Origin of the sequence: Candidatus Symbiopectobacterium sp. 'North America' (assembly GCF_015762685.1) — a bacterium.
In the GTDB taxonomy this organism is placed as follows: Bacteria; Pseudomonadota; Gammaproteobacteria; order Enterobacterales; family Enterobacteriaceae; genus Symbiopectobacterium.
In genome coordinates this window covers 14,335-39,863 of record NZ_PEHF01000048.1, presented here as the reverse complement: position 1 = coordinate 39,863, position 25,529 = coordinate 14,335, and the positions used below count along the sequence as shown (strand labels likewise).

24 protein-coding genes and 3 pseudogenes are annotated in these 25,529 nt (G+C 50.0%); 20 read left to right on the top strand and 7 right to left on the bottom strand.

Features of this window, described 5'->3' with window-relative positions; genetic code table 11:
* Positions 1-157: 157 nt before the first annotated feature.
* Entirely contained in the window at positions 158-730 is a 573-nt protein-coding gene (gene mntP, locus CS369_RS10355; RefSeq protein ID WP_196907063.1) for a manganese efflux pump MntP, read from the top strand.
* 40 nt (positions 731-770) lie between these two features.
* Here mntP and rlmA read toward each other — a convergent pair.
* The 3 genes and pseudogenes from rlmA to CS369_RS10340 form a co-directional block, all read right to left on the bottom strand.
* Positions 771-1,587: pseudogene (rlmA, locus tag CS369_RS10350) on the bottom strand (23S rRNA (guanine(745)-N(1))-methyltransferase).
* Positions 1,588-1,695: 108 nt separating this feature from the next.
* Positions 1,696-1,905 carry a transcription antiterminator/RNA stability regulator CspE gene (cspE, locus tag CS369_RS10345; RefSeq protein ID WP_196907015.1) on the bottom strand — a complete coding sequence of 70 codons (210 nt, stop codon included), beginning with the start codon at positions 1,903-1,905 and terminating at the stop codon, positions 1,696-1,698.
* A 62-nt stretch (positions 1,906-1,967) separates the two neighbouring features.
* A complete protein-coding gene (locus tag CS369_RS10340; protein ID WP_196907014.1) occupies positions 1,968-2,063 on the bottom strand; it encodes a DUF2627 domain-containing protein in 96 nt (31 codons plus the stop codon).
* Positions 2,064-2,885: 822 nt separating this feature from the next.
* On the opposite strand from CS369_RS10340, the gene CS369_RS10335 reads away from it, so the two are divergent.
* From CS369_RS10335 to CS369_RS10315, 5 genes are all read left to right on the top strand, one after another.
* Positions 2,886-3,812: a metal ABC transporter substrate-binding protein gene (locus CS369_RS10335; protein ID WP_374191051.1), complete on the top strand. Its 927-nt coding sequence runs from the start codon at positions 2,886-2,888 to the stop codon at positions 3,810-3,812.
* Positions 3,809-4,690 carry a manganese/iron ABC transporter ATP-binding protein gene (locus CS369_RS10330; RefSeq protein WP_196907012.1) on the top strand — a complete coding sequence of 294 codons (882 nt, stop codon included), beginning with the start codon at positions 3,809-3,811 and terminating at the stop codon, positions 4,688-4,690. The genes CS369_RS10335 and CS369_RS10330 overlap by 4 nt, the downstream gene beginning before the upstream one ends.
* Before the next feature lie 5 nt (positions 4,691-4,695).
* Positions 4,696-5,559 (top strand): metal ABC transporter permease, encoded by an 864-nt coding sequence (locus CS369_RS10325; protein WP_196907011.1) that lies wholly within the window; start codon positions 4,696-4,698, stop codon positions 5,557-5,559.
* On the top strand, positions 5,556-6,410 hold the full coding sequence (locus CS369_RS10320; protein ID WP_196907010.1) for a metal ABC transporter permease: 855 nt from the start codon (positions 5,556-5,558) through the stop codon (positions 6,408-6,410). Before CS369_RS10325 ends, CS369_RS10320 begins: the two co-directional genes overlap by 4 nt.
* Positions 6,411-6,575: 165 nt before the next feature.
* Positions 6,576-7,436 carry a fructosamine kinase family protein gene (locus CS369_RS10315; RefSeq protein WP_196907009.1) on the top strand — a complete coding sequence of 287 codons (861 nt, stop codon included), beginning with the start codon at positions 6,576-6,578 and terminating at the stop codon, positions 7,434-7,436.
* 45 nt (positions 7,437-7,481) lie between these two features.
* Here CS369_RS10315 and CS369_RS10310 read toward each other — a convergent pair whose 3' ends face one another.
* On the bottom strand, positions 7,482-8,030 hold the full coding sequence (locus CS369_RS10310) for a YniB family protein (RefSeq protein ID WP_196907008.1): 549 nt from the start codon (positions 8,028-8,030) through the stop codon (positions 7,482-7,484).
* A gap of 269 nt (positions 8,031-8,299) precedes the next feature.
* Between CS369_RS10310 and hxpB the strand changes: the two genes are divergently transcribed.
* Positions 8,300-8,971, top strand: a complete 672-nt coding sequence (gene hxpB / locus CS369_RS10305; protein WP_196907007.1) for a hexitol phosphatase HxpB — start codon at positions 8,300-8,302, stop codon at positions 8,969-8,971.
* Between the two features lie 68 nt (positions 8,972-9,039).
* On the opposite strand, the gene CS369_RS10300 is transcribed toward hxpB, so the two are convergent.
* Positions 9,040-9,372, bottom strand: coding sequence for a cupin domain-containing protein (locus CS369_RS10300; protein ID WP_196907006.1), 333 nt, complete (start codon positions 9,370-9,372; stop codon positions 9,040-9,042).
* A gap of 691 nt (positions 9,373-10,063) precedes the next feature.
* Here CS369_RS10300 and pelW point away from each other — a divergent pair.
* The 9 genes and pseudogenes from pelW to CS369_RS10255 all read left to right on the top strand — a co-directional run bounded on the left by pelW (position 10,064) and on the right by CS369_RS10255 (position 20,411).
* Positions 10,064-11,695, top strand: coding sequence for a pectate disaccharide-lyase PelW (pelW, locus tag CS369_RS10295; protein ID WP_196907005.1), 1,632 nt, complete (start codon positions 10,064-10,066; stop codon positions 11,693-11,695).
* A gap of 42 nt (positions 11,696-11,737) precedes the next feature.
* Entirely contained in the window at positions 11,738-12,628 is an 891-nt protein-coding gene (locus tag CS369_RS10290; RefSeq protein WP_196907004.1) for a carbohydrate ABC transporter permease, read from the top strand.
* Complete coding sequence (locus tag CS369_RS10285; protein ID WP_196907003.1) at positions 12,621-13,526, top strand: carbohydrate ABC transporter permease; 906 nt, start codon at positions 12,621-12,623, stop codon at positions 13,524-13,526. Before CS369_RS10290 ends, CS369_RS10285 begins: the two co-directional genes overlap by 8 nt.
* Positions 13,527-13,539: 13 nt before the next feature.
* Positions 13,540-14,754 (top strand): ABC transporter ATP-binding protein, encoded by a 1,215-nt coding sequence (locus tag CS369_RS10280; protein WP_196907002.1) that lies wholly within the window; start codon positions 13,540-13,542, stop codon positions 14,752-14,754.
* Positions 14,678-15,967, top strand: a complete 1,290-nt coding sequence (locus CS369_RS10275; protein ID WP_196907001.1) for an ABC transporter substrate-binding protein — start codon at positions 14,678-14,680, stop codon at positions 15,965-15,967. The genes CS369_RS10280 and CS369_RS10275 overlap by 77 nt, the downstream gene beginning before the upstream one ends.
* Before the next feature lie 245 nt (positions 15,968-16,212).
* A complete protein-coding gene (locus CS369_RS10270) occupies positions 16,213-16,935 on the top strand; it encodes an oligogalacturonate-specific porin KdgM family protein (RefSeq protein ID WP_196907000.1) in 723 nt (240 codons plus the stop codon).
* A gap of 325 nt (positions 16,936-17,260) precedes the next feature.
* Positions 17,261-18,220, top strand: a complete 960-nt coding sequence (gene paeX, locus CS369_RS10265; RefSeq protein ID WP_196906999.1) for a pectin acetylesterase PaeX — start codon at positions 17,261-17,263, stop codon at positions 18,218-18,220.
* A 91-nt stretch (positions 18,221-18,311) separates the two neighbouring features.
* The gene (locus CS369_RS10260; RefSeq protein WP_196906998.1) at positions 18,312-18,887 is read left to right on the top strand and encodes a metal-dependent hydrolase; all 576 of its coding nucleotides are present in this window, start codon (positions 18,312-18,314) and stop codon (positions 18,885-18,887) included.
* A gap of 122 nt (positions 18,888-19,009) precedes the next feature.
* Positions 19,010-20,411 (top strand): annotated as a pseudogene (locus CS369_RS10255) (L-cystine transporter).
* A gap of 90 nt (positions 20,412-20,501) precedes the next feature.
* Here CS369_RS10255 and osmE read toward each other — a convergent pair.
* Positions 20,502-20,834, bottom strand: coding sequence for an osmotically-inducible lipoprotein OsmE (gene osmE / locus CS369_RS10250; RefSeq protein WP_196906997.1), 333 nt, complete (start codon positions 20,832-20,834; stop codon positions 20,502-20,504).
* 227 nt (positions 20,835-21,061) lie between these two features.
* Here osmE and nadE point away from each other — a divergent pair, with 227 nt between their 5' ends.
* The 4 genes and pseudogenes from nadE to CS369_RS10230 all read left to right on the top strand — a co-directional run bounded on the left by nadE (position 21,062) and on the right by CS369_RS10230 (position 25,218).
* A complete protein-coding gene (gene nadE, locus CS369_RS10245) occupies positions 21,062-21,886 on the top strand; it encodes an ammonia-dependent NAD(+) synthetase (protein ID WP_196906996.1) in 825 nt (274 codons plus the stop codon).
* Positions 21,887-21,963: 77 nt separating this feature from the next.
* A complete protein-coding gene (yddG, locus tag CS369_RS10240; RefSeq protein ID WP_196907062.1) occupies positions 21,964-22,854 on the top strand; it encodes an aromatic amino acid DMT transporter YddG in 891 nt (296 codons plus the stop codon).
* A 79-nt stretch (positions 22,855-22,933) separates the two neighbouring features.
* A pseudogene (locus CS369_RS10235) lies at positions 22,934-24,654 on the top strand (ABC transporter ATP-binding protein).
* Positions 24,655-24,792: 138 nt separating this feature from the next.
* Positions 24,793-25,218, top strand: coding sequence for a nitrous oxide-stimulated promoter family protein (locus CS369_RS10230; protein ID WP_280514764.1), 426 nt, complete (start codon positions 24,793-24,795; stop codon positions 25,216-25,218).
* Positions 25,219-25,232: 14 nt separating this feature from the next.
* Here CS369_RS10230 and ihfA read toward each other — a convergent pair whose 3' ends face one another.
* Positions 25,233-25,529, bottom strand: a complete 297-nt coding sequence (ihfA, locus tag CS369_RS10225; RefSeq protein ID WP_196906995.1) for an integration host factor subunit alpha — start codon at positions 25,527-25,529, stop codon at positions 25,233-25,235.

The following is a 25,529-nucleotide window of genomic DNA, read 5'->3' as shown; positions in this document are numbered from 1 at the left end:
GTACCTACGTCATGCAGAAGCGGATATACGGCAGCAGGTATAGTAAAAACGTGGTGCGGGCAGCAGTGATGCAGGCGAGACCATAGACACATGTCCCCTATTTAGGTTGGGAAGGCGACATGTGGATATGAAGAACCGCCCAGCCGAGGCTATTGCTATGAATCTTTCTGCTACGCTTATTCTTGCTTTTGGCATGTCCATGGATGCCTTTGCGGCTTCCATCGGTAAAGGTGCCGTCCTGCACAAACCACGCTTTCGCGACGCGATTCGCACCGGATTAATCTTTGGGCTGATCGAAGCCATTACCCCGCTTATAGGTTGGGCGCTGGGTTTCTTCGCCAGCCAATATATCATTGAGTGGGATCATTGGGTGGCTTTCACGCTGTTGGTCATCCTCGGTGGGCACATGATTATGCAAGGCATAAGCAGCGCGCATAACGAGGACGATGAACCGGTGCGCCGCCATACGCTGTTTGCCCTGGTTTGTACCGCCATCGCCACCAGTCTCGATGCTATGGCCATCGGTGTAGGTCTGGCCTTCTTGCAGGTCAATATCTTTCATACCGTGATGGTTATCGGCTGCGCCACCATGATTATGGTGACATTGGGTATGATGATTGGCCACTACATCGGTCCGCTGATGGGGAAAAAAGCTGAAATTTTTGGCGGTGTGGTGTTGATTGGTATTGGCAGCAATATTCTCTACGAACACCTGTTCAGCGTTGCCTGATTAGCACACGTTAATAAAAAGGGAGCCTACGCTCCCTTTTTTAATGCGACTCAACATCTCTCTGATGAAAGCGGATAATGAAATCCGTCTCACACGCAAAGCGCTCGGTATCCAACAGTTGCTGTTTAACCGCTTGCGTCGCGCGCCAGGCAAAGGGCGTCATTTGCAACAATGCCGCTGCCTCATCACCGCCCAAGGACATTTCCATACGCCATCGAGTGCTCTGCTTGCAGCGTAAAACCCGGCAGCACCTCTGCTTTTATCGGGTGCAGCATGACAGCATCATAGACCTGGGCCTTAAGCTGGTACAAATGACGCGGACCGGGAGAAACGGTGATCACCCATCCCTGCGCTTTTACGGTTCTAGCCAACTCTTCGGCGTCACAGGGCGCATAAATTTTCAGTATTCCATTCAGCGTGGCATCCCCGAACGGTAAACGTCGGCTTGAGGCAACGCAAAATTTAACCGTCGTATAGCGTTTTGCGGCCCGCTGAATAGCGACCTTAGAGATATCCAGGCCGAAAATCTGAACTGCCGGTAACGCGTCCGCCAAAGCCCCGGTGTAATACCCTTCACCACAACCAATATCCAGCAGTGCCTGCGCCTGTGAGACGAGCACGCGATGGATGTGTTGCAATAGCGCAGCCTGTAACGACCAATAATGACCTGCATCCAGAAAAAGGCGACGGTCACGCATCATCTCTGCGTTGTCACCAGGCATTTTGGAGCGCTTAAATTGCACCGGTAAAAGATTGACGTAGCCTTCTCTGGCGCGATCAAAATGATGCGTACCGCATGACCATTGGCGATCGTTAGCCTGTAACGGCTGATGGCAGAGCGGGCATTGATAAAACATGGACATATTTTCCTACAGAGCGATAAAAACACGTGCGGATAGGCGGCAATGAGAAAGGCAGACAACAAAAAACCCACACCATGGCGGGTTTTGCACCGGAAACGGTAATTACAGCGCGGTTACGTTAACAGCAGAAGGACCTTTCTGGCCGTCTTGAATTTCGAACTCTACGCTCTGGCCTTCAGCCAGCGTTTTAAAACCGGTACCTTGAATTGCAGAGAAGTGAACAAACACGTCTTTGCTGCCGTCAGCAGGCGTAATGAAACCAAAACCTTTGGACTCATTGAACCACTTAACCTGACCTTTAATCTTTGCCATTTTACACATTTCCTTTAATTGTTTAAACTGCCCAAAGGCGTTATACAGACAAACCAAAGTCGTTACTGCTTTGAGGCACCAAGATAAGGATCGGCAGACAAGTAGTTCGCAACGCTAACGGTTGTATCATTAACTTCCTTACTGAAAATGCCACTCATATACAGAACTGTACCTCGTTTCACCCAGATGCGTTATTACACACTCTGAAAACGATGGCAAGCCATTTTTCTTCAGTCGCAGAGGTGCCGCACAAAATAAGGCTTCATCCCCTGTAACAGCAGCATAAAACACGCCATCGGCATCACAAACAGCTCGAACATAACTCACTGAATATCCGTGGTTTTATTTATTAACTCGTAAAATGTAACTTGTTAGGAATCCTTGCTACCGTTAAGGCGCGTTTACCATAGCAAAATGTTATAAATTTAGAACTTATTTACGATAAGAAAATAAAAGGAGTGGTTTCTTATTATTATGCTACCGGGAGGAAAATGCATCCTATGACACAGATTCCTCCCGCCAGGATCCATTAATACTCTTGAACCATTATGCCAACTAATAACGCCAGTACTACCAAGAGAATGATGCTGGCCATCTTCCAGCGCCTTTCTGATTTTTCTCCCATTGCGAATACCCTCCCAACATTGCATACTTCCATTGCACACTTTTTGGTATATCGGCCGATCAACAATTTTTTTTATGCATGTTGTGCCGCCAGAGAGCATTTAGCTTCCAACGAAAAAACATCATAAACACAGCAGCAACAGTTAGACTTCATTCGTTACGTTAAGTAAGATTTGTTAACCAGAATCACGATTTTACAACAAGGCAATGTTCAGGATATGCAGGGATCGCTCAAAAGCACACGGCAGTGGATAAACACAGGGTATCAGCGTCGCAGTTATCGCAAGAGACGCTTGACTTAAATACGATTGAGAATTATTTTCATATAATAATTAACCATCGCGACTTGTAAGGATATGTCTATGCGTTTCTTTCAGGCCTTCACCCCTTCTCGAATTATAAACCTTACCCTACCTCTGGCGCTCTTCGCCGCATTCACTCTCGCTTCACCAGCGAATGCCAAAGACAAACTCAAGGTGGTAACCACCTTTACCATTATTCAGGATATCGCGCAGAACATCGCGGGAGAGGCGGCTATCGTTGAGTCGATAACCAAGCCGGGCGCAGAGATCCATGACTACCAGCCCACACCGCGGGATATCGTTAAGGCGCAGTCCGCAGATCTTATCTTGTGGAACGGTTTGAATCTGGAACGCTGGTTTAGTCGCTTCTTTGAAAATATTAAAGATGTCCCGGCGGTTACGGTGACGGAAGGGATAACGCCACTGCCTATCCGTGAAGGGGCCTATAACGGCAACCCGAGCCCACATGCCTGGATGTCCCCCAGCTACGCCTTAATTTATGTCGAGAACATTCGTAAGGGGCTGGTGCAATACGATCCGGATAACGCGGAGATCTATAATCGTAATGCTAAAGCCTATGCGGAAAAAATCACCGCACTGGATGCCCCCCTGCGTGAACGTTTGGCGAGGATTCCAGATGCACAGCGGTGGCTCGTCACCAGCGAAGGGGCCTTTAGTTACCTCACCACCGATTATCAATTCAACGAAGTCTATCTGTGGCCGATCAATGCTGATGAGCAGGGTTCGCCCCAGCAAGTGCGCCGCGTGATCGATACCGTGCGTGAAAAACACATCCCGGTGGTGTTTAGTGAAAGCACTATTTCTGATAAACCGGCTAAGCAGGTCAGTAAAGAAACCGGCGCGAAATATGGCGGCGTGTTGTATGTTGACTCATTGTCTAATGAAAAGGGTCCGGTTCCCACCTACCTGGATCTGCTGCAAACCACGGTGAACACCATCGCCGAAGGATTCAACCAATGAGTCGTACACCTGAATTAGCCCTCACCGTCGACGATGTCTCTGTGACGTACAGCAATGGCCACCAGGCGATTCGAAACGCGTCATTTTCACTGAGCGGCGGCACGATCTGCGCTCTGGTCGGGGTCAACGGCAGCGGTAAATCCACCCTATTCAAAAGCATCATGGGGCTGGTGAAACCCTCTTCGGGCCAGGTCCGTCTTAACGGTGAAGCTATCAGTGAGGCATTGAAAAAAAATCTCATCGCCTATGTGCCGCAAACGGAAGAGGTTGACTGGAATTTTCCCGTGCTAGTTTCCGACGTGGTGATGATGGGGCGCTACGGCAAAATGAACTTTTTGCGCATCCCGCGCCAGCAAGATCGTGACGTGATAAACGATGCCATGGCCCGTGTCAGCATGAGTGCACTGAGTCAACGCCAAATCGGTGAACTCTCCGGCGGTCAAAAAAAGCGGGTTTTCCTGGCGCGGGCGCTGGCGCAACAAGGGTGTGTGCTGCTGTTGGATGAACCCTTTACCGGCGTTGATGTGAAAACCGAAAACGCCATTATCGATCTGCTGCGCACCTTGCGCGACGAGGGACATTTGATTTTGGTAGCAACCCACAACCTCAGCAGCGTACCTGAATTTTGCGACAGTGTGATTCTGGTCAACCGTACCGTGCTGGCAGCCGGCCCCACTGCGGCCACCTTCACCCAGAGTAATCTGGAGAAAACCTTTGGCGGCGTACTGCACCACATTAATCTCGGTGGCGAGCACCTGCATGACGACGACGACGCCCGAACCGTCACAGTATTGACCGATGACGAACGCCCTGCCGTCTTCTATGGCTCACCCCCCAGCGACAGACCGGCATTCCGCTCCCGGCAAGAGGATAACTAACGTAGATGTTTGAACTTTTGTTGCAACCGTTCCATTACAACTACATGGTGAAGGCGATTTGGGTAAGTGCCATCGTGGGCGGTGTCTGTGCCTTTCTTTCCGCTTACCTGATGTTCAAAGGCTGGTCACTGATGGGCGATGCCCTCTCCCACTCAGTGGTGCCCGGCGTCGCGGGAGCCTACGCACTGGGGTTGCCCTATGCGGCAGGCGCTTTTTTTACCGGAATGCTGGCCGCCTTGGCCATGACGCTTATCCGTCACATCACACGTTTGCGTGAAGATGCCATTATCGGCTTTATCTTTTCCACTTTTTTTGCCGCCGGGTTGCTCATCATCTCCCTTAACCCCACCTCGGTTAATGTACAGTCGATTATTTTTGGCAATATCCTCAGCATTGCCGATGAGGACGTGCTTCAGGTCGAAATTATCATCGGCATCACTTTCATCATCATGTGCGTGCTATGGAAAGATCTGTTGGCGGTGTTTTTTGATGAGAACCACGCCCGTTCCATCGGTTTATCGCCATTGAAACTCAAAATCCTGTTTTTTACTCTGCTCAGCGCCTGCACTGTCGCCGCGCTGCAAACCGTAGGCGCTATTTTGGTAATTGCTATGGTGATCACGCCGGGGGCTACCGCTTACCTGTTAACCGACCGCTTTGGCAGACTGATTGTGATTGCCATTGGACTCGGTGCCATCAGCAGCGCATTAGGCGCCTATCTCAGTTTTTATCTTGATGGCGCAACGGGAGGAGTGATTGTCACGTTGCAAACGCTGATTTTCCTGCTGGCGTTTCTGTTTGCCCCGAAACATGGCTTGCTGGCAACACGGCGCGCGCGCCACCGTGCGACAGAAGGAGATCTGTCATGAGCCTGCTGTTTGATTGGATTTTGGAGCCGCTTGCCTATCCGTTCATGCAACGCGCACTGCTGGCCGCCGTCGTCACGGGTGTCGTGTGTGCGGTGCTCTCCTGCTATCTGGTGCTTAAAGGCTGGTCCTTAATGGGGGATGCCATCTCCCATGCCGTACTGCCCGGCATTGTTGTGGCATTTTTGCTCGGTATTCCCTTTGCGGTGGGCGCATTTGCTTCTGGCGTGCTGTGCGCGCTTGCCACCGGTTATCTGAAAGAGCATAGCCGTGTCAAAGAAGATACCGTGATGGGTATCGTTTTCTCTGGCATGTTCGCCCTCGGGCTGGTCATGTTTGCTCGGGTAGATTCCGACCAACATCTGTCGCATATTCTTTTTGGTAATGTGTTAGGGATCACCGCACAGGAGTTGACGCAAATCCTGCTGATTGCCGGTGTTACGCTGGTGATTGTCATGCTCAAACGCCGTGACCTGATGCTGTATTGCTTTGATCCGCACCATGCCCGCGTGATTGGCCTGCCAGTCAAATGGCTCCACTACGGCCTGCTTTGCCTACTGGCGATGACGATCGTTGCCTCGCTGCAAGCCGTTGGGGTAATTTTGGTCATCGCCATGCTTATCGCCCCCGGTATCGTCGCGTTTATGGTGTGTAAAACCTTCGATGGTATGCTGATCGTTGCCACCTGCGTGTCGGTGTTTTCCTGCGTTACCGGTACGCTGATCAGTTTTTATCTGGATGGTGACACGGGGCCCTGTATTGTGTTGGTGCAAGCGCTGTTCTTCGCCCTGGCCTTGACCATTCATCAGGTTCGTACCCGACGTCAGCGTACCGCGCAGACTGCGTTGTCTTAAGACGATAGCGCGTTTTTTAGCCCGCTGCTGACGATTCAGGCTATACTGCTCTAGGTTTCAGACACAGCGGGGATTGCCCATGCTGCGCGACAGCTTCAGGTTTACTGATAAGGAATACGCTAAGGTAACAATCTCTACGTAACATCATCAACGGGGGGTGGCGCTATGTGGCAAGCAATCGGCAAGCTATTGGATGAACATCTTGGAACCGCTGATATCTTCGAGTACCAGGCGTGTGAAGCTGGCGAGATGCACACCGTTTGGCAGGTCAAATACGGGGAGTATGATGTTTTCGTAAAGAGCGATATCCGTGAGATGTTGCCCAAATTCACCGCTGAAGCCGATCAGCTTGCGCTGCTGGCACGCAGTCGTACCGTGCGTGTTCCTGCTGTGTATGGCGTCGGCAGTTCGCGGGACCACAGCTTCCTGCTGATGGAATACCTCGCCCCCAAACCGCTGGACGCTCACAGTGTCTGGTGCCTCGGAGAGCAACTAGCACATCTGCATCAGTGGAGCGACCAGCCTCAGTTTGGCCTGGATTTTGACAATGACCTCTCAACCACGCCACAACCTAATAGCTGGCAGCGGCGTTGGGCCACGTTCTTTGCTGAACAGCGAATTGGCTGGCAGTTACAGTTGGCAGCCGAAAAAGGGATGTACTTCGGCGATATCGATTCGTTGATTATGCAGGTGGAATCGCAACTGGCCGGACATCAACCCCAACCCTCGTTGCTGCACGGCGACCTTTGGCCCGATAACTGCGCCAGTTATCACGATGGCAGTTTCCTGTTCGATCCTGCCAGCTATTGGGGAGACAGAGAGTGTGATTTGGCGATGTTACCCCTCACCCCCTCGCTGCCGCGGCAAATCTATGACGGTTACCAAAACGTCTGGCCGCTGGATAAAGGCTTTATCGAACGCCAGCCGCTCTACCAAATCTATTATCTGCTCAATCGAGCAAATCTGTTTGGCGGGCAGCACATTATTGTGGCGCAACACGCTATTGAGCAGCAGTTGACCACTTAAATCACGCCGCCCTTGCGCATGATGGCGAAAGGGCGGCAACAGCTATCACACAGGAACACCCAGCAGGGGCAAAACCAGGTAACCGGCAACGGCGGTAATGATCGGCATAATATAAAGCGGGAAATATTGCAGAAAAATGGTGTGGTGTGGCACTTCTGCTCGTGACGCCAGTTCTTCACGGGTTCGTCCCTCACTCTCTTTCATTTTCTCCAGAATCACCTGATCCTCAATGCCTTCACGCACCGCCTGCGCCTGCCGCGACATGCGCGCGCCGCTCACTTGCAGCGCCAGCCCGACAAAAATCAGCAAATAGATAATCCAGAACATGATACTGGCCGCGGCGAAGGGCCGGGAGAAATCCGGCATCGGCGAGTTGTACCAAAAAAGGTTAATAAACGGCGTGTTAAAACGCGTCATGTCGATCATCAGGTGCAGGAAATCCAGAAGTACCGCATCAATGCCCTGCTTTTTTTGCGTATATTGATAGACATAGTTCGCCAGCGAAATGCAAGTTGATAGCAGAGCCGGGATAAAAAGGATCCATCCTGCAATGCGTTTTATAATTGCAATAAGACCCGCCTGTTGGTACGTCATGAGTTCCCCTTATAAATGACGCGATAAAATAGCCTTCACCTGGCACGATCGACGGCAAGGTAGTGGGCAGGCAACGCCGAAACAGAAGCCGCTGGCATATCCCATTACATTATAACCATAATTACCGTTGATAGGTAGTGCAGGCCCCCTTACACGTCGTCCCATGACACTGAAAACTGTGGTAGCCTGCCAGTGACACCGCTGAAATGAACGGCCCGGAAGCGGCCAACTCAGCTAAATGGCCTCTTTTTACCTGACAGGAGACGTAAATGTCTGTAGCCAACACGCCTCGTGCCGCCTTGTTTGATATGGACGGCTTGCTGATCGATTCAGAACCTTTATGGGAGCAGGCTGAGGTAGAAGTGATTGCGGTATTAGGGGTGGATACCTCTGTGCGCGATACCCTGCCCGACTTGTTAGGCTTGCGTATCGATCTGGTGGTTGACCTGTGGTATCAGCATGCCCCCTGGACAACCCCCAGCCGCAGTGAAGTGGTCAAGCGTATTATCGCCCGCACCCTTGAACTGGTGGATGAAAGCCGCCCGCTTTTGCCCGGCGTGGAACACGCCTTACAGTTGTGTCGTGAACAGGGTTTTCGCATTGGACTGGCACCCGCCTCTCCACTGTTTATGTTGCAACACGTATTGCACACCTTTGGCCTGACACACTATTTCGATGCGCTGGCCTCTGCGGAATCACTGCCTTTCAGTAAACCTCACCCACAGGTCTATTTAAACGCGGCGCAGGCGCTGGATATTTCACCGCTACGCTGCGTCACACTGGAAGACTCAGTCAACGGCATGATTGCCACCAAAGCCGCGCGTATGCGCTCCATCGTGGTACCAAGCAATGCGCATGCTCAGGATCCACGTTGGGTACTGGCTGACAAAAAGTTGAATTCACTGCAAGCGTTAACGCTGGAAGATTTGACTGGAAACTGACGGGACTGACAGAGCGCATAAACCAGCCAAGTGTCTGGCCGGTTTACCACGCGTTACAGCGGCAGCGCTTAGAGGAAATCGGCGCGTTTAGGATTGAAGGTATCAATCAGGATGCTGCCATCTTCCAATGACACCACACCGTGCATTTCATTCTTAACGGCCAAATAGGCATCGCCCGCTTTCAGAATGTGTTTTTCTCCTTCAATCACCACTTCAAAGCTGCCAGGAGCAACGTAGGCGATCTGATCGTGAATATAGTGCTTATGCGGCGTGCCGATAGCACCTTTATCAAAATGCACCAACACCATCATCAGGTTGTCAGTCCAGGTCATGATTTTGCGTTTAATACCGCCGCCCAGTTCTTCCCACGGGGTTTCATCATCAATAAAGTAGCGTTTCATGGTCACTCCCTCCTATTCATTGTTATGGCCTATTTCTCAACGGGATGCGGGTAGGCACAGCATACGGATTGAGCCATTCTAGTAACATTCGTTACGAACGAAACTGAAAAGGTGTAAAAACATGACGGCCCTCAATAAATAAAAAAATATTTCACTTTTATTAAACTAATATACCATAAGATTCACGCTTTTCCAAACATGAAAGCACCGGGCGCGCACCGGAACAGGCCAGGTTGTCACTGCCACGCATCCTGACCTGTTTTGCCCGGCGCTTTCGTTCTCCCGACAGTGGACAAGCGCAAAGGTAGCGTACCAAGAACCAGTAGCAGCAAGCAGACCTGGCTAGCAGCATCCCGGTTCTTTACTACACTTCTCTGGTTTCACCAATGAAAGCAATACGGTAGCAATTTCTGGCCGATAGCACGCTGACAAGCTCAAACATTTTTTTAACAGATAACGCGAAACGTTCCAACAATGCGTTTTATTTAATATATTTCAATTAGTTATCTAAAGTAAGACGGCGCACACCTTGCTAAAACCGCCTTCTTAAAAAAATCAAAATAACGCTCCGACTTTGATCACACTTTCGAGATTGCGTGCATGACGAGTGGGCAAATAGCGCAATATAATCAATCGAAATAGTGTTTCTATTTATAAGGAACTGCAACACAGTTCGATAAAAAGGGGCTCGATGAGTATTTTTACGACTTTACGCACCAGCCCTGAAACGACACTCAACGAATGGTTAGCCGCCTTGGATAACCATATCACTCGCGTATCGCAGGCCGCCCAAAGTCTTAAAAATCCTTCGCCCCTGCGGGCAGATGGCTTCGATATAACCACGCAAGAACCCGTAGTGTGGAAATTCCCGGATGGTCATGATGCGCCTATCGCGAATTTCGCCAGCCAACAAAACTGGTTGAGAACATTAAGCGCCATGAGCGTTATTACCGGTGATGCCCGCTATCAGCAGCAGGCAGCGGATTACACCGACTATTTCTTAAAACATTATGTCGATGATAACAGCGGCCTGTTCTATTGGGGCGAACACCGTTTTATCAATCTGGATACGTTGGGCAGTGAAGGGCCGGAATCCAAAGCCATGGTGCATGAATTAAAACACCATCTGCCCTATTACTCGTTTTTGCACCGCGTCGACGCAGAAAAGACGTTGAACTATTTGCAGGGTTTCTGGAATGCCCATGTTGAAGATTGGCAGCAACTGGATCTTGGCCGTCATGGTGATTACGCCAAAACGCGCGATCCACAGGTCTTTGAGCACACACGCCACGATATGGTTGACCCTGCTCTCTGGCCAGAACTGCCGTTGACCAAAGGATTGACCTTCGTCAACGCGGGCACCGACCTCATTTACGCCGCCTTCGCTTACGCGCACTTTGCCGGCGATGTGTCAGCGGCGGCATGGGGTAAACATTTATATCGCCAGTATGTGTTGGCACGTAATCCTGAAACCGGGATGCCGGTGTATCAGTTCAGTTCGCCGCTGCAAAGACAGCCTGTGCCTGAAGATGATAACCAAACACAATCCTGGTTTGGCGACCACGCACAGCGTCAATTTGGTCCGGAATTTGGCGTTATCGCCAAAGAGGCTGATGTCTTGTTCCGCGACATGCGCCCGTTATTGATTGATAACTCTTTGGCAATGTTGGATATTCTTCGCCAGCAGCCCGATAGCGACATTATGGCCTGGGTGATTTCAGGCTTAAAAAATTACTACCAGTACGCTTATGACGTGGTCAGCAACACGCTGCGACCGATGTGGAACAACGGCCAGGATATGACTGGCTTTGTATTCCCGCGTGATGGTTATTACGGCAAGAAAGGCACCAAATTAGCCCCCTTAGCACTCGAAGGTGATTATTTGCTTCCGCTGGTACGTGCTTATAGCTTGAGCGGTGACGACGAGCTGTACGCCCTGATTGAGACAATGGCAACGCGCGGCGAGCAAGATGGCTTGGAAAACAGCGCAACGCCTTTCCTGTTGGTTGCTTTGACGGAACTGGCGGAAAAAACGCAGTCCCCAGTATGGGCAGAACGCGCTTGGCGCGTAGCGGAAACCTTATTCAAACAGCACTTTCATCATGGTTTGTTTGTTCGTTCGGTACAACATCGTTATTTACGCTTGGATGATCCTATTCCGCTGGCATTACTGACGTTTGTTGCTGCTTGTCACGGTAAACGTGACGCGGTACCGGCACTTTTAACGCAGGGTGGATACGTCCACGGTGATTTTCGCTTTAATGGGGAAAACAGAATTGTTTATGACGTGGAATTAATTTATCCAGAGTTATTAACACATTGATTTTTATTTTAATGGTTCTCAATTACTAAGTAGGTAAGCATTATGAATGAAAACAAAAGGATGGGGCTAGCCTATATCTCCCCTTATATAATAGGGTTGATAGTTTTTACCGCTTTCCCCTTTATTTCATCGTTTGTGCTCAGTTTTACTGAATATGACCTGATGAATCCACCTGAGTTTACGGGTTTGGAAAACTATCATCGGATGTTCCTGGAAGATGACCTCTTCTGGAAATCCCTGTGGGTTACCTTTGCCTATGTATTCCTGACCATTCCGTTGAAATTGATTTTCGCACTGCTGATTGCATTTGTGCTCAATTTCAAATTGCGTGGTATCGGTTTCTTCCGTACTGCTTACTATGTACCGTCTATTCTCGGTAGTAGCGTAGGCATTGCCGTACTGTGGCGTGCTCTGTTCGCCATCGACGGTCTGTTGAACAGCTTCCTGGCCGTGTTCGGTTTTGACGCTATCAACTGGCTGGGTGAGCCTTCACTGGCGCTGATGTCGGTAACGCTGTTGCGCGTATGGCAGTTCGGTTCCGCGATGGTTATCTTCCTCGCCGCGTTGCAGAACGTACCGCAGTCTCAGTACGAAGCTGCAATGATCGATGGTGCGTCTAAATGGCAGATGTTCCTGAAAGTAACTGTACCGTTGATTACGCCGGTTATTTTCTTCAACTTTATCATGCAGACCAAACAGGCGTTCCAGGAATTCACCGCACCGTACGTTATTACCGGCGGTGGCCCGACCCACTACACCTACCTGTTCTCGCTATATATCTACGATACGGCGTTCAAGTATTTCGATATGGGTTACGGTGCAGCGTTGGCATGGGTACTGTTCCTGGTAGTTGCTGTGTTCGCATCAATATCGTTTAAATCGTCTAAATACTGGGTGTTCTACTCCGCCGATAAAGGAGGAAAAAATGGCTGATATCTATTCCAATCTGTCATCGGCGCAAGCCCTCGCAGAAGCAGAAGTTCGTCGTACTTTACGTAAAGAGAAAATCACTGCGGCAATTCGTTACACGATTTTGCTGTTTGTCGGTCTGTTGATGCTTTATCCACTGGCGTGGATGTTATCTGCATCGTTCAAACCGAACCATGAAATCTTTACCACGCTGGGACTGTGGCCTGAGCACGCCACCAGTAACGGTTTCGTTAACGGCTGGAAAACCGATACGGAATACAACTTCGGTCATTACATGTTGAAAACGTTCAAGTTTGTAATCCCGAAAGTGATCCTGACCATTATCTCCTCGGTTATCGTGGCTTACGGCTTTGCCCGCTTCGAGATTCCTTGGAAAAACTTCTGGTTTGCGACCCTGATCGCTACCATGCTGCTGCCCAGCACCGTACTGTTGATTCCTCAGTACATCATGTTCAGTAAAATGGGCATGCTGAACAGTTACATGCCGTTGTACTTGCCTTGCGCATTTGCAACCCAAGGGTTCTTCGTCTTCATGTTGATTCAGTTCCTGCGCGGTGTACCACGTGATATGGAAGAAGCAGCACAGATTGACGGCTGTAACTCCTGGCAGGTGCTGTGGTATGTGGTTACGCCGATTCTGAAACCGGCCATCATTTCTGTCGCATTGTTCCAGTTCATGTGGTCTATGAACGACTTTATCGGCCCGCTGATCTATGTCTACAGCGTGGATAAATACCCGATTGCGTTGGCTCTGAAAATGTCCATCGACGTAACAGAAGGAGCACCTTGGAACGAAATCTTAGCAATGGCAAGTATTTCGATCCTGCCATCCATCATCATTTTCTTCTTGGCACAGCGCTACTTTGTTCAGGGCGTGACCAGCAGCGGAATTAAAGGTTAATAAAGGATTTATCATGGCTGAAGTAGTTTTCAACAAACTGGAAAAAGTATATTCCAACGGTTTCAAAGCAGTTCACGGTATCGACCTGACCATCAAAGACGGTGAGTTTATGGTTATCGTTGGGCCGTCTGGCTGTGCCAAGTCCACTACCCTGCGTATGCTGGCAGGTCTGGAAACCATCAGTGGCGGTGAAGTTCGCATCGGCGAGCGCATCGTTAACAACCTGGTACCGAAAGATCGCGGTATCGCGATGGTGTTCCAGAACTATGCGCTCTATCCGCACATGACAGTGCGCGAAAACCTGGCATTCGGTCTGAAACTGGCAAAATTGCCGAAAGAGAAGATTGAAGAACAGGTTAACGAAGCGGCCAAAATTCTGGAACTGGAAGACCTGATGGATCGTCTGCCGCGTCAGCTGTCCGGTGGTCAGGCACAGCGTGTGGCAGTAGGCTGCGCTATCGTGAAAAAACCGGACGTGTTCCTGTTTGACGAACCATTGTCCAACCTGGATGCCAAACTGCGTGCTTCCATGCGTATCCGTATTTCTGACCTGCACAAACAGCTGAAGAAAAGAGGCAAACCGGCAACCAGCGTCTACGTTACTCACGACCAGACCGAAGCCATGACCATGGGCGACCGTATCTGCGTCATGAAACTGGGTCACATCATGCAGGTGGATACGCCGGATAACCTGTATCACTATCCGAAAAACATGTTCGTGGCAGGCTTTATCGGCGTGCCAGAAATGAACATCAAACCGGGCAAACTGGTTGAAACTAACGGTCAGATTGCTCTGCTCGTAGGTGGTTACACCCTGCCCCTGAACGCGGCACAGCAGGATAAAGTTCGCTCTCATCTGACACAGGATATCTTCTTCAGCGTTCGCCCTGAATATGTCTCTGTCTCCGATACAGCGTTTGAAGACAACCACTCTGTCGGCGAGCTGGTGCGCGTAGAGAACATGGGTCATGAATTCTTTATGTACATAAAGGTTGATGGCTTTGAGATAACCAGTCGTATTCCTTCTGAGGAAGCGCGATTGATTATTAAGAATGGCCTGAACCGTCAGGTGTTCTTTAAGTTTGATATGGATAAATGCCATATCTTTGATGCAAAAACAGAACATCTCTCTTTAACAGAAGTAGTTACCAATGAAAAAAGCGATCCTACACACGTTGATAGCCTCATCTCTGGCATTGCTGGCGCATCAATCTTTCGCAGCGGATAACGTTGAACTGCGTATGTCCTGGTGGGGCGGCAATGGCCGTCACCAACAGACGCTGAAAGCGATTGAAGATTTCCAGAAGGCAAATCCGAACATCACCGTTAAAGCAGAATACACCGGTTGGGACGGCCACCTGGCACGTTTGACCACACAGATCACCGGTAACACCGAGCCTGACGTGATGCAGACCAACTGGAACTGGCTGCCGATTTTCTCTAAAAACGGTGAAGGTTTCTACGATCTGAACAAACAGAAAGGGGTTATCGATCTGGCTCAGTTCGAACAAAAAGAACTGAACAACACCACCGTTGACGGAAAACTGAACGGTATTCCGATCTCTATTACTGCACGTGTGTTCTACTTCAACACTGATACCTGGGCAAAAGCTGGCCTGGAATACCCAAAAACTTGGGATGAGCTGTTGAACGCCGGTAAAGTGTTCAAAGAAAAACTGGGCAACCAGTACTTCCCGGTTATTCTGGAGCACCAGGATACCCTGGCACTGCTGAACTCTTACATTGTACAGAAGTACGGCATTCCTGCTATCGACGTGAAAACCCAGAAATTCGCGTACAACGATGCGCAGTGGGCTGACTTCTTCAGCATGTACAAAAAACTGGTTGATAGCCACGTTATGCCTGACATGAAGTACTACGCTTCTTTCGGCAAGAGCAACATGTATGAAATGAAGCCGTGGATCACAGGCGAATGGGCAGGTACTTACATGTGGAACTCCACCATTACCAAGTACTCTGATAACCTGCAACCGCCTGCCAAGCTTACCCTGGGTAACTACCCGATGCTGCCAGGTGCTAAAGACGCAGGTCTGTTCTTCAAACCGGCTCAGATGCTCTCTATCGGTAAATCGTCTAAACACCCGAAAGAAGCAGCAATGCTGATCAACTTCCTGCTGAACAGCAAAGAAGGTGTTCAAGCGCTGGGTCTGGAACGTGGCGTACCGTTGAGCAAGGCAGCAGTAGCACAGCTGCGTAGCGATGGCGTTATCAAAGATGATTCCAACGCGGTCGCTGGTTTGAATCAGGCATTGGCATTACCGCACGAAATCGGGGTGTCTCCGTACTTCGATGACCCGCAAATCGTAGCCCTGTTTGGTGATACCATTCAGTCTATCGACTACGGCCAGAAAACTGTTGATGAAGCGTCTAAATACTTCCAGCGTCAGTCTGAACGTATTTTGAAACGTGCAATGAAGTAATAGTGTCTATGTAATATACACCTTAAATCCCTGTCATCCTGCATGGCAGGGATTTTTCATTTTAATTGAAGCATACTTTATTTCCCCGCCGATCAATCTCACATTTTGAAACCATATTTTACTTTTTTAATAAATCCGATCCGGATCACAAAATAGAATTTGAGAATAAATAAAATAGAACTTGTTCCAATAAGCACAAATGCGTCTTTTAGCATAAATATTATTACTCGATGGGAAATAATAAAATGAAATTAAAATTATTAGCTCTGGCCGTGACTTCGATCGTTAGCGTCAACGCAATGGCTGTTACGATTGACTATCGTCATGAAATGCAAGATACCAAAGATGCTGGTCATAAAGACCGTCTGTTAATGTCTCACCGTTTTGCCAATGGTTTTGGCTTGTCTTTGGAAAGCAAATGGAAAAATGGTGAACCTTCTAAAAATACCACACCAAACAAACCATTCCATGAATCAGTAAGTAACGATACCGAAGTCGTTGCTAGCTATGTTTATAAATTTAATAAAACCTGGTCTTTAGAGCCTGGTTTTACAATGGCAAGTAGCTCCAGCAATAACGAGTACAAACCTTATCTTCGTGCGAAAGTCAAAATCACTGACGACCTGTCATATTCTTTCCGCTATCGCCCATACTACAAGCGTATGAGCAATAATATTGGTCAAGCAGGTAAGCAGACTTCTGAGAGCGGTTATAACCTGACGGGTGTTTTGAGCTACAGCTTCCTGAAAAATTGGCAAATTGATTACGAAATGGATTATAAAAAATCCAACCAGTATCAAAACTTCCAGTTTGATAAAGATACCTGGAAACTGGAGCACGACGTAAAACTGTCCTACAAATGGGATAAAAACTGGAAACCGTATACCGCTATCGGTAACGTTATTCAGGATGGCACTTCCGATCACCGTCAAACGCGTTTCCGCGTAGGTGTTCAATATAGCTTCTAATCGTGATTAACGATTAAAAGTTAGGCAAATGCAGTTCAGGGATATTCAGGTTAACAAAGTGTGATAGCGTTCCGGAATATCCCTTTTTTACGTCTTAGCCGTTAGCCGTACAGCAGTAATTTTAGCATTGCGATAGTTAGCTTTAGTTTATGTATTCTGTGTCTGAATTACCCTCTTCGTGTATGAACGTTATTTCTTGATATATATTTTGTAGTTTTTAGGGTGTTCGTTTTCTCTCCGATGTGATGAATACCCTTTTTTTTCCTCTCAAACTCTCCATGCTAATTTACCCCTTCCCTAATGACTTTGTTGCGAGTAATAGACTATGATTTCGCGTTCCCTTATTGCTGGAGCCTTATTAGTGTCAATGTCTGGAATCAGTTTTGCCAACACCACGTTTCCTGTCTGGCCACAGGGGGGGGAAGCACCGGGGGCGGCAACGTCATCGGCCAAACCCGAGGTGGTTGAACGCAGTAAAGATCCGGCGATGCGCGATCGCGCGGCCACTGGAATAAGAGCCCCGGAACTTACTGTGTATGCGCCAGAAAAACCTAATGGCGTGGGGATTTTGGTCACCCCAGGCGGCTCATATCAACGCGTGGTGCTGGATAAAGAAGGCAGCGATCTGGCCCCCTATTTCAACGCTCAAGGTTATACCTTGTTCGTGATGACCTACCGTATGCCGGGAGAAGGCCACAAAGAAGGGGTCGATGCACCGCTGGCAGATGCACAGCGCGCATTGCGTACGTTGCGGGCACAGGCAGCCAACTGGAAGCTCAATCCACAGCGCATCGGTGTGATGGGATTCTCCGCTGGCGTGCACGTGGCAGCCAGACTGGGCACCCAATTTGACCGCGCGGTAACGCCACCGCAGGATGATATCGACCGTCTTAGTGCGCGACCTGACTTTATGGTACTGATGTATCCGGTGATTTCCATGCGCGATGATATCGGCCACACCGGCTCGCGCAAACAGTTGCTGGGTCAGCACTCTGACGAAGCGGGTATTGTGCGCTACTCACCGGACCAGCATGTCAATGCGCAAACCCCACCGACCTTTTTAGTGCATGCCGTCGATGACCCGTCAGTATCCGTTGAGAACAGCATGGTGATGTTTTCTGCACTGAAGGCGAAGCATATTCCGGTGGAAATGCACCTGTTTGAAAAAGGCAAACACGGTTTTGGCATTCGCGGCACCACAGGGTTGCCGGTCGCCGTTTGGCCGCAATTAGTTGATGCCTGGCTAAGCGCATTGCCTGTTGACAGCGCCAGCAGCAAGAAATAACCGCAAGACATAAATAGTTACGCAGTCACAACTTCCGCAGCGGGGAATATTTCTCTATACTGGATAAAATAACATTTCACTGAGAAACCCCATGACTGCGGAAGGACATCTGCTATTCTCCGTCGCCTGCGCTATTTTTGCCAAAAATGCAGAACTCACGCCTGCGCTGGCGAACGGAGACTGGTGGCATATCATTCCGGGTGCGCTGCTGACGGCGTTGCTGCCAGATATCGACCACCCTAAATCCGTATTGGGGCAAGGGTTACGCTGGATCTCTGGGCCTGTTGCCCGCGCCTTTGGGCACCGCGGTTTCACCCACAGCTTGCTGGCCATTGTGGCGGTCATTTGTTTTATCCGTCTGCAATTACCTGCCGATTGGCCCATCCCGACCGATGCCTACCACGCCATGCTGATTGGCTATCTCAGCCATATCATGGCCGACATGTTAACCTCAGCCGGAGTACCCTTGCTGTGGCCCTGCCGTTGGCGCTTTCGTTTGCCGCTGATCAACGGCCAGAAAGGCAACCAGCTAGAACGGGTACTCTGTCTGGCACTGATTGGCTTTTCGCTGTACCACACACCGCGCGCAGGTGCTTGTTACGGCTACGAGCAGGTCTGTCGCTGGTATGACTCGGCCCGCAGTCAATTCAGCCAGTTGCTCCGCTAGTGCTTTTCCTTATCACCGGGAACGCTATGCGATTTGAGTAAAAGATACGCCAGATTGGTATAACGGAAGCCATAAGGAGCTGTTATCCTAGCGCCCGTTTTTATTTTTAGGGAGGAGACATTATGTCTGTTGCGCTATTGGCTAATATTATCGTTTTTTTGGCGTTGATCGCCCTGCTGGCTTATGCAAACCGTAACCCGACGTGGAGTCTGGCGAAAAAGGTTCTGCTTGGTCTGGTTATCGGTGTGCTGTTCGGCTTCGCGCTGCATCTGGTGTATGGCGGCAACAATCCGATCATCAAGGCTTCTGTTGCCTGGTTTAACATCGTGGGTAACGGTTACGTTCAACTGTTACAAATGATTGTTATGCCGCTGGTTTTCGTTTCAATTCTGAATTCGGTTGCCAAGCTGCACAATGTTTCATCATTAGGAAAAATCAGCGTACTTACTCTGGGTACCCTGCTGTTAACCACTCTGATCGCAGCGCTGATCGGCGTGTTGATTACCCTACTGTTTGGCCTTAGCGCTTCAGGGCTGGTGCAAGGGGCAAAGGAAACCGCGCTTCTCAGCGCGATCGAGAGTAATTACGCGGGCAAAGTCTCCGAACTCAATGTGCCGCAATTGATTCTGTCTTTTATCCCGAAAAAACCGTTCGCAGAGCTTACTGGCGCGAACCCCACGTCAATTATCAGTACAGTGATTTTCGCCGCTCTGCTCGGTATTGCGGCGCTGCAACTACATCGCGATGATGCGGCCAAGGGTGAACGCGTCTTGGCGGCGATCGATACGCTGCAATCCTGGGTGATGAAGTTGGTTCGCCTGGTGATGAAACTGACGCCCTACGGTGTGTTGGCGCTGATGACCAAAATGGTCGCAACGTCGAATTTGCAGGATATCATCAAGCTGGGTAGTTTTGTCGTCGCCTCCTATCTGGGCCTTAGCATCATGTTTGTGGTTCATGGGATGCTGTTAGCCTCAACGGGTATCAACCCACTGCGTTTTTTTCGCAAAATTGCCCCAGTGCTGAGCTTTGCATTTACCAGCCGTTCGAGCGCAGCCACCATTCCGCTCAGCATAGAGGCACAAACGCGCCGCATCGGCGTGCCGGAATCCATCGCCAGCTTTGCTGGCCTCCTTTGATACCAGCATTGGACAAAATGGCTGTGCCGGGCTCTATCCTGCCATGCTCGCGGTGATGGTTGCCCCCACCGTCGGTATCAATCCGCTGGACCCGGTGTGGATTGCCACGCTGGTGGGCATCGTGACCATCAGTTCTGCCGGCGTCGCGGGCGTAGGCGGTGGTGCGACCTTCGCTGCACTGATCGTTCTGCCCACCATGGGATTGCCGGTAACGTTGGTGGCACTGCTAATCTCTATCGAGCCATTGATTGATATGGGACGTACTGCGCTCAATGTGAGCGGTTCAATGACTGCGGGTACGGTGACCAGACAGTTACTGAGACAAACCGACAAGTCGCGTTTTGCGGCCGACGATGAGTTCGTGTTAAACGCATCCCACACCTGATACCCAGGTAAACGCATGGCGTCATAAAAAAATCGGCGCTCTACCCTGCCGGTTTTTGTTTATGCAGACGGTTACACGCGTAAAACGCGATTACCGTTGGGGATTGGTGTCATAGGCCTCGCAGCTTTGGAAGCCCTTGTTCAACACTTGCCCACGGTCGTTGAAACTCACAAAATAGTTCTGCGCCGTACCATCACGATTTTTCAACAGGTAGTTAAAGCAGGTCCCTCTGGCGTTTTTCAACCGTACTTCTGATGCAGGCGCGCCGGCAATTTGCAGCACTTGCTGTTTGGTCTGTCCGGTCTTCACCTCTTTAACCACCGGCTCGGTAAAACTACTTTCTGCACGATTATAGGCTGAACACCCAGAGAGAAGGAGAGCCCCCGCAGCACCAAGACATATCAGTAGTTGATTATTTTTCATGTTATTACCTCATTCATTAATGGGTCACTGACAAGACTAGATGGCTCGCGGCAATTTTTCAAATCGACATTCGACCCCATTTTATTGCCTCGCTGACCTTTTTTGCGCCAATAAAAGTAAATATACGCGCGCACTGCTTGTCCTTTTTCTTCACGACGATTAGCTTTACACTCTAACCATCAAGCTAATTATTTCGCAGTATCAACAGGTTCAGGAAGGGGGCCACCATGTCATTGCAGCAAGAGATCATCCAGGCACTCGGTGTTAAGCCTACTGTCTATCCCGATGCCGAGATTCGCATCAGCGTTGATTTTTTAAAGAATTATCTTAAGGCCAATCCCTTCATCCGTTCGTTAGTACTGGGGATCAGCGGCGGGCAAGATTCTACGCTGACCGGCAAACTGTGCCAGACTGCCATCAATGAGCTACGTAGCGAAGCTGGCGATATGCGTTATCAGTTTATCGCTGTACGCTTGCCGTATGGCATTCAGGCGGATGAGGCCGATTGCCAGGATGCCATCGACTTCATCCAACCGGACAGCGTGTTAACGGTGAATATCAAGCCCGCCGTCGAATCGAGTGAAGCCACCCTGGCTGCTATCGGCGTAACGCTGTCCGATTTTGTCAAAGGCAATGAAAAAGCTCGTGAGCGTATGAAAGCGCAATACAGCATTGCGGGCATGAACTCGGGTCTGGTGGTCGGCACCGACCACGCAGCAGAAGCCGTCACGGGTTTCTTTACCAAATACGGGGACGGTGGCACGGATATCAATCCTATTTTTCGTTTAAATAAACGGCAAGGGAAAGCGCTGCTGAAGGTACTCGGCTGTCCTCAGCACCTGTACACTAAAGCCCCTACCGCCGATCTGGAAGAGAACCGCCCTTCTTTACCTGATGAAACCGCCCTTGGCGTCACCTATAACGAAATCGATGACTATCTGGAAGGAAAAACGCTCGACGCCGATCGCGCCGCAATTATCGAAAACTGGTATAAAAAGACCGAACACAAACGCCGTCCTCCGGTTACTATATTTGACGATTTCTGGCACTGATAGGCAGACAGTAGACGCTGCGCGGATGTCGGAAACGGCATCCGTTTGCTTTTGGAACAATGATAATCAACATGGATATGACCCCACAACGCGCCACGCTGGCAGGCCTGTTAGCCATTCTGCTCTGGAGTACTTCTGTCGGCTTGTTACGCAGTTTAACCGAAGCCCTCGGCCCTGTCGGCGGGGCGGCGATGATATACAGCACCTGTACGCTCTGTCTGGTTCTGTTCTCCGGATTCCCGTCTTTGCGCGGTTTTTCCAAAGGCTATTTGTTCGGCGGTGGATTGCTTTTCGTCTGTTACGAAATCTTCTTGTCGCTCTCCATCGGCTTTGCCGCGAATCGCGTACAGGCGATGGAGATGGGCATGATCAATTACCTTTGGCCAAGTTTCACGCTCTTGTTCGCGGTGTTTATCAACCAACAAAAAAGCAGCCTTGGGCTATGGATTGGGGTCGCGCTCGCGCTGGTGGGCATCGTCTGGATGATGAAGGGCGAAAGCCACTGGTCGCCATTAGTGATGTGGCAAAACATTCTGACCTACCCGCTGGCCTACGGCCTGGCCTTCGCTGCCGCCATTTCCTGGGCGCTGTATTGCAATATCACCAAGCGCCTTGCGCGGGGGAAAAGCGGCAATACCTTGTTCTTCTTCGCCGTCAGCGTGGTGCTGTGGATTCAATACGCGGCCTCAGCCAGGCCGCCGATGGCGTTTTCACTCACGACCGGGCTGGAATTGCTGTTTATGGGAGCATCTACAGCCGTCGCCTATTCTGCCTGGAATACTGGTATTCAGCGCGGCAATATGACATTGCTCGCGACCGCATCTTATTTCACGCCGGTGTTCTCTACGCTGCTGGCCGCACTCTGGCTACATACGGTGCCTGATTTGGCCTTTTGGCAGGGTGTAACCATGATCACGCTGGGTTCTTTGGTCTGTTGGTGGGCCACACTAAAGACACAAAAACAGTAGGGTTTTATCGCACTCCCTTCAGTGGACAATTCCTGTTATAGTGCGTTTCACATTTATTTAACTCATTTCATCATATTGTATGTTAAAGCGTTTTTTTGCTTACTATGCCCCATACAAGGGGCTGTTTGTTCTTGATTTTGGCTGTGCCATCATCGCCGATTTACTCGAGCTTGGTTTCCCGATGGCCATCAAGGCGTTCATCGACAAGCTGTTACCGGCTCAGGACTGGTCACTCATTTTACTCGCCTCTGTGGCTTTGCTGCTGGTCTACTTGCTCAATACCGCGCTAATGGCGATCGTCAATTACTGGGGACATGCACTGGGCGTTGGGATCGAAACCGATATGCGTCGTCAGGCTTTTGAACATCTGCAAAACCTGCCGTTCCGCTATTTCGATAATATGAAAACCGGGCATATCATTACCCATGTAACCAAAGATCTTGAAGAAGTCGGCGAAGTAGCCCACCACGGGCCGGAAGATTTGTTCCTTGCCATCATGACCTTTATTGGTGCCTTTATCCTGATGGCTACCGTGCATCTTCCTTTGGCGATGATTACCGTAGTCATTGTGCCGTTCATGACCTACCTGGTCAGTCGCTACGGTGCGCAGATGACCGACACCTGGCGACGTCTGTTCGGTCAGGTCGGGAACTTTAATGCGCGCATTGAAGAGAGCATTGGCGGTATTCGCGTGGTGAAGGCATTTGCCAATGAGTCTCATGAAAAAGCGCTGTTCGCCCAGGACAATGAGAACTATCGCACCATCAAACTGCAAGCTTACCGCATCATGACCACCAGCCTGACACTGAGTTATCTCAGCACACGCTTGATCCAACTGATCATCATGCTGGCGGGCATATGGTATGTGATTCAAGGAGAACTCTCCTACGGTGGCTTTATTGGTTTCCTGCTGCTGATTGAAGTGTTCTTCCGTCCGGTTGCCAAGATAACTTCCGTATTGGAGAGCTATCCGAAGGGGATTGCCGGGTTTAAGCGCTTCACCCAATTGATTGATACGGTGCCTGATATCAAGGATGCCCCCGATGCCCGTGCGGTCACGCACCTAAAAGGTGATATCCGTTTCGATCACGTTAGTTTTGGTTACACCCCAGAAAGACCCACGCTGCATGACATCACCCTCTCTATTCACGCAGGAGAAACCGTGGCATTCGTTGGTCCGTCAGGCGCAGGGAAAACCACGCTGTGTTCTCTGTTACCGCGTTTTTACGACTTAAACGCGGATGCTATTACCATCGATGGGATTGATATCCGAAACATGACGCAAGCGTCATTACGCCATCAGATCGGTATCGTGCAACAGGATGTCTTTTTGTTTGGTGGCACCATCCGGGAAAACATCGCTTACGGTAAAGCGATGAAGAAGTGATGCACGCCGCTCAGCGCGCCAAGCTCGATGAACTGATCGCCACCTTGCCAGACGGATTGAATACCGTTGTCGGTGAACGTGGGGTGAAACTCTCCGGGGGGCAAAAACAGCGTTTATCTATCGCGCGGATTTTCCTTAAAAATCGACCTATTCTGATTTTGGACGAGGCCACCTCCGCGTTAGATACGGCAACTTAACAGGCTATACAGCAATCGCTAAGCGAGCCATCAAGCGGACGTACTACGCTGGTGATCGCACACCGCCTGGCGACTATCCAGAACGCCGATCGTATCGTGGTGGTGGATGAGGGACGGATTATTGAGCAAGGCAGTCATCAGGCGCTGCTCGATAACAGGCCCGTCTGCATCAGGCCCAGTTTGGTCAGGGGTAACTGCTTCATCGCTATGCTGTAATCTCCAGGCGAGAGCGTGGTCTCTCGCCGTTTTCCTGCCTACTCCCTTTTTTCCCCGCTTTTTTGACATTCATGGTGTCCCACTCAATTAAATGCATTTAAAATACATTAATTGAAATGACCGGATGAGAGGCCAACCGTGGCACGAAAACCGATGGGAAAATATCGTCTGCGAGAACTGCGCACCGTTCTGCTGATGATAGATCTGTATGAAAAGCATCATCCCACAGCGGTGGCGGACGGCGATCGCTACCAGCAACTTTCTGCATATGCCACCAACCGCCTTGAACGCTGTCAGTTTGGCGAAGAGAAGCCGGCCTGTAAGCATTGCCCAATCCATTGCTATCAACCGGCCAAGCGCGAACAGATTCGCGCCATTATGCGCTGGTCGGGACCGCGCATGTTATTGCACCACCCTATCCTGGCGATACGCCATCTAATTGATGACCACCGCCCTGTACCTGCACATACACCACGGCAGGCCTCCACGACACGGGTGCATCAATCGCAGAATGCTAACCCCGATCAAGGCATAAAAAAGGCCGCTAACGCGGCCTTTTTGTGAATTGCATGTAAGAACTACTCTTTGGGAGAGGCGTTCTCGACTCTGCTTTTGAGCTTTTGCCCTGGGCGGAAGGTGACCACCCGGCGCGCCGTAATCGGAATATCTTCACCCGTTTTAGGGTTACGTCCCGGCCGTTGGTTCTTGTCGCGCAGATCGAAATTACCAAACCCCGATAATTTTACCTGCTCACCATTTTCCAGAGCACGGCGAACGTCTTCAAAAAAAAGTTCGACGAGTTCTTTGGCATCCCGTTTACTCAGCCCGAGCTTTTCAAACAGGCATTCTGACATTTCAGCTTTAGTAAGCGCCAT

Excerpts from the sequence above, each read along its gene's own strand:
- osmE (WP_196906997.1), bottom strand. The coding sequence starts at position 20,834 with ATGAAAAATAATCAACTACTGATATGTCTTGGTGCTGCGGGGGCTCTC.
- CS369_RS10280 (WP_196907002.1), top strand. The coding sequence starts at position 13,540 with ATGGCTGAAGTAGTTTTCAACAAACTGGAAAAAGTATATTCCAACGGT.
- ihfA (WP_196906995.1), bottom strand. The coding sequence starts at position 25,529 with ATGGCGCTTACTAAAGCTGAAATGTCAGAATGCCTGTTTGAAAAGCTC.
- pelW (WP_196907005.1), top strand. The coding sequence starts at position 10,064 with ATGAGTATTTTTACGACTTTACGCACCAGCCCTGAAACGACACTCAAC.
- CS369_RS10330 (WP_196907012.1), top strand. The coding sequence starts at position 3,809 with ATGAGTCGTACACCTGAATTAGCCCTCACCGTCGACGATGTCTCTGTG.
- paeX (WP_196906999.1), top strand. The coding sequence starts at position 17,261 with ATGATTTCGCGTTCCCTTATTGCTGGAGCCTTATTAGTGTCAATGTCT.
- CS369_RS10285 (WP_196907003.1), top strand. The coding sequence starts at position 12,621 with ATGGCTGATATCTATTCCAATCTGTCATCGGCGCAAGCCCTCGCAGAA.
- CS369_RS10325 (WP_196907011.1), top strand. The coding sequence starts at position 4,696 with ATGTTTGAACTTTTGTTGCAACCGTTCCATTACAACTACATGGTGAAG.
- CS369_RS10260 (WP_196906998.1), top strand. The coding sequence starts at position 18,312 with ATGACTGCGGAAGGACATCTGCTATTCTCCGTCGCCTGCGCTATTTTT.
- hxpB (WP_196907007.1), top strand. The coding sequence starts at position 8,300 with ATGTCTGTAGCCAACACGCCTCGTGCCGCCTTGTTTGATATGGACGGC.
- yddG (WP_196907062.1), top strand. The coding sequence starts at position 21,964 with ATGACCCCACAACGCGCCACGCTGGCAGGCCTGTTAGCCATTCTGCTC.
- nadE (WP_196906996.1), top strand. The coding sequence starts at position 21,062 with ATGTCATTGCAGCAAGAGATCATCCAGGCACTCGGTGTTAAGCCTACT.
- CS369_RS10315 (WP_196907009.1), top strand. The coding sequence starts at position 6,576 with ATGTGGCAAGCAATCGGCAAGCTATTGGATGAACATCTTGGAACCGCT.
- CS369_RS10340 (WP_196907014.1), bottom strand. The coding sequence starts at position 2,063 with ATGAGTGGCATTTTCAGTAAGGAAGTTAATGATACAACCGTTAGCGTT.
- CS369_RS10270 (WP_196907000.1), top strand. The coding sequence starts at position 16,213 with ATGAAATTAAAATTATTAGCTCTGGCCGTGACTTCGATCGTTAGCGTC.
- CS369_RS10320 (WP_196907010.1), top strand. The coding sequence starts at position 5,556 with ATGAGCCTGCTGTTTGATTGGATTTTGGAGCCGCTTGCCTATCCGTTC.
- CS369_RS10290 (WP_196907004.1), top strand. The coding sequence starts at position 11,738 with ATGAATGAAAACAAAAGGATGGGGCTAGCCTATATCTCCCCTTATATA.
- CS369_RS10300 (WP_196907006.1), bottom strand. The coding sequence starts at position 9,372 with ATGAAACGCTACTTTATTGATGATGAAACCCCGTGGGAAGAACTGGGC.
- CS369_RS10335 (WP_374191051.1), top strand. The coding sequence starts at position 2,886 with ATGTCTATGCGTTTCTTTCAGGCCTTCACCCCTTCTCGAATTATAAAC.
- cspE (WP_196907015.1), bottom strand. The coding sequence starts at position 1,905 with ATGGCAAAGATTAAAGGTCAGGTTAAGTGGTTCAATGAGTCCAAAGGT.
- mntP (WP_196907063.1), top strand. The coding sequence starts at position 158 with ATGAATCTTTCTGCTACGCTTATTCTTGCTTTTGGCATGTCCATGGAT.
- CS369_RS10275 (WP_196907001.1), top strand. The coding sequence starts at position 14,678 with ATGAAAAAAGCGATCCTACACACGTTGATAGCCTCATCTCTGGCATTG.
- CS369_RS10310 (WP_196907008.1), bottom strand. The coding sequence starts at position 8,030 with ATGACGTACCAACAGGCGGGTCTTATTGCAATTATAAAACGCATTGCA.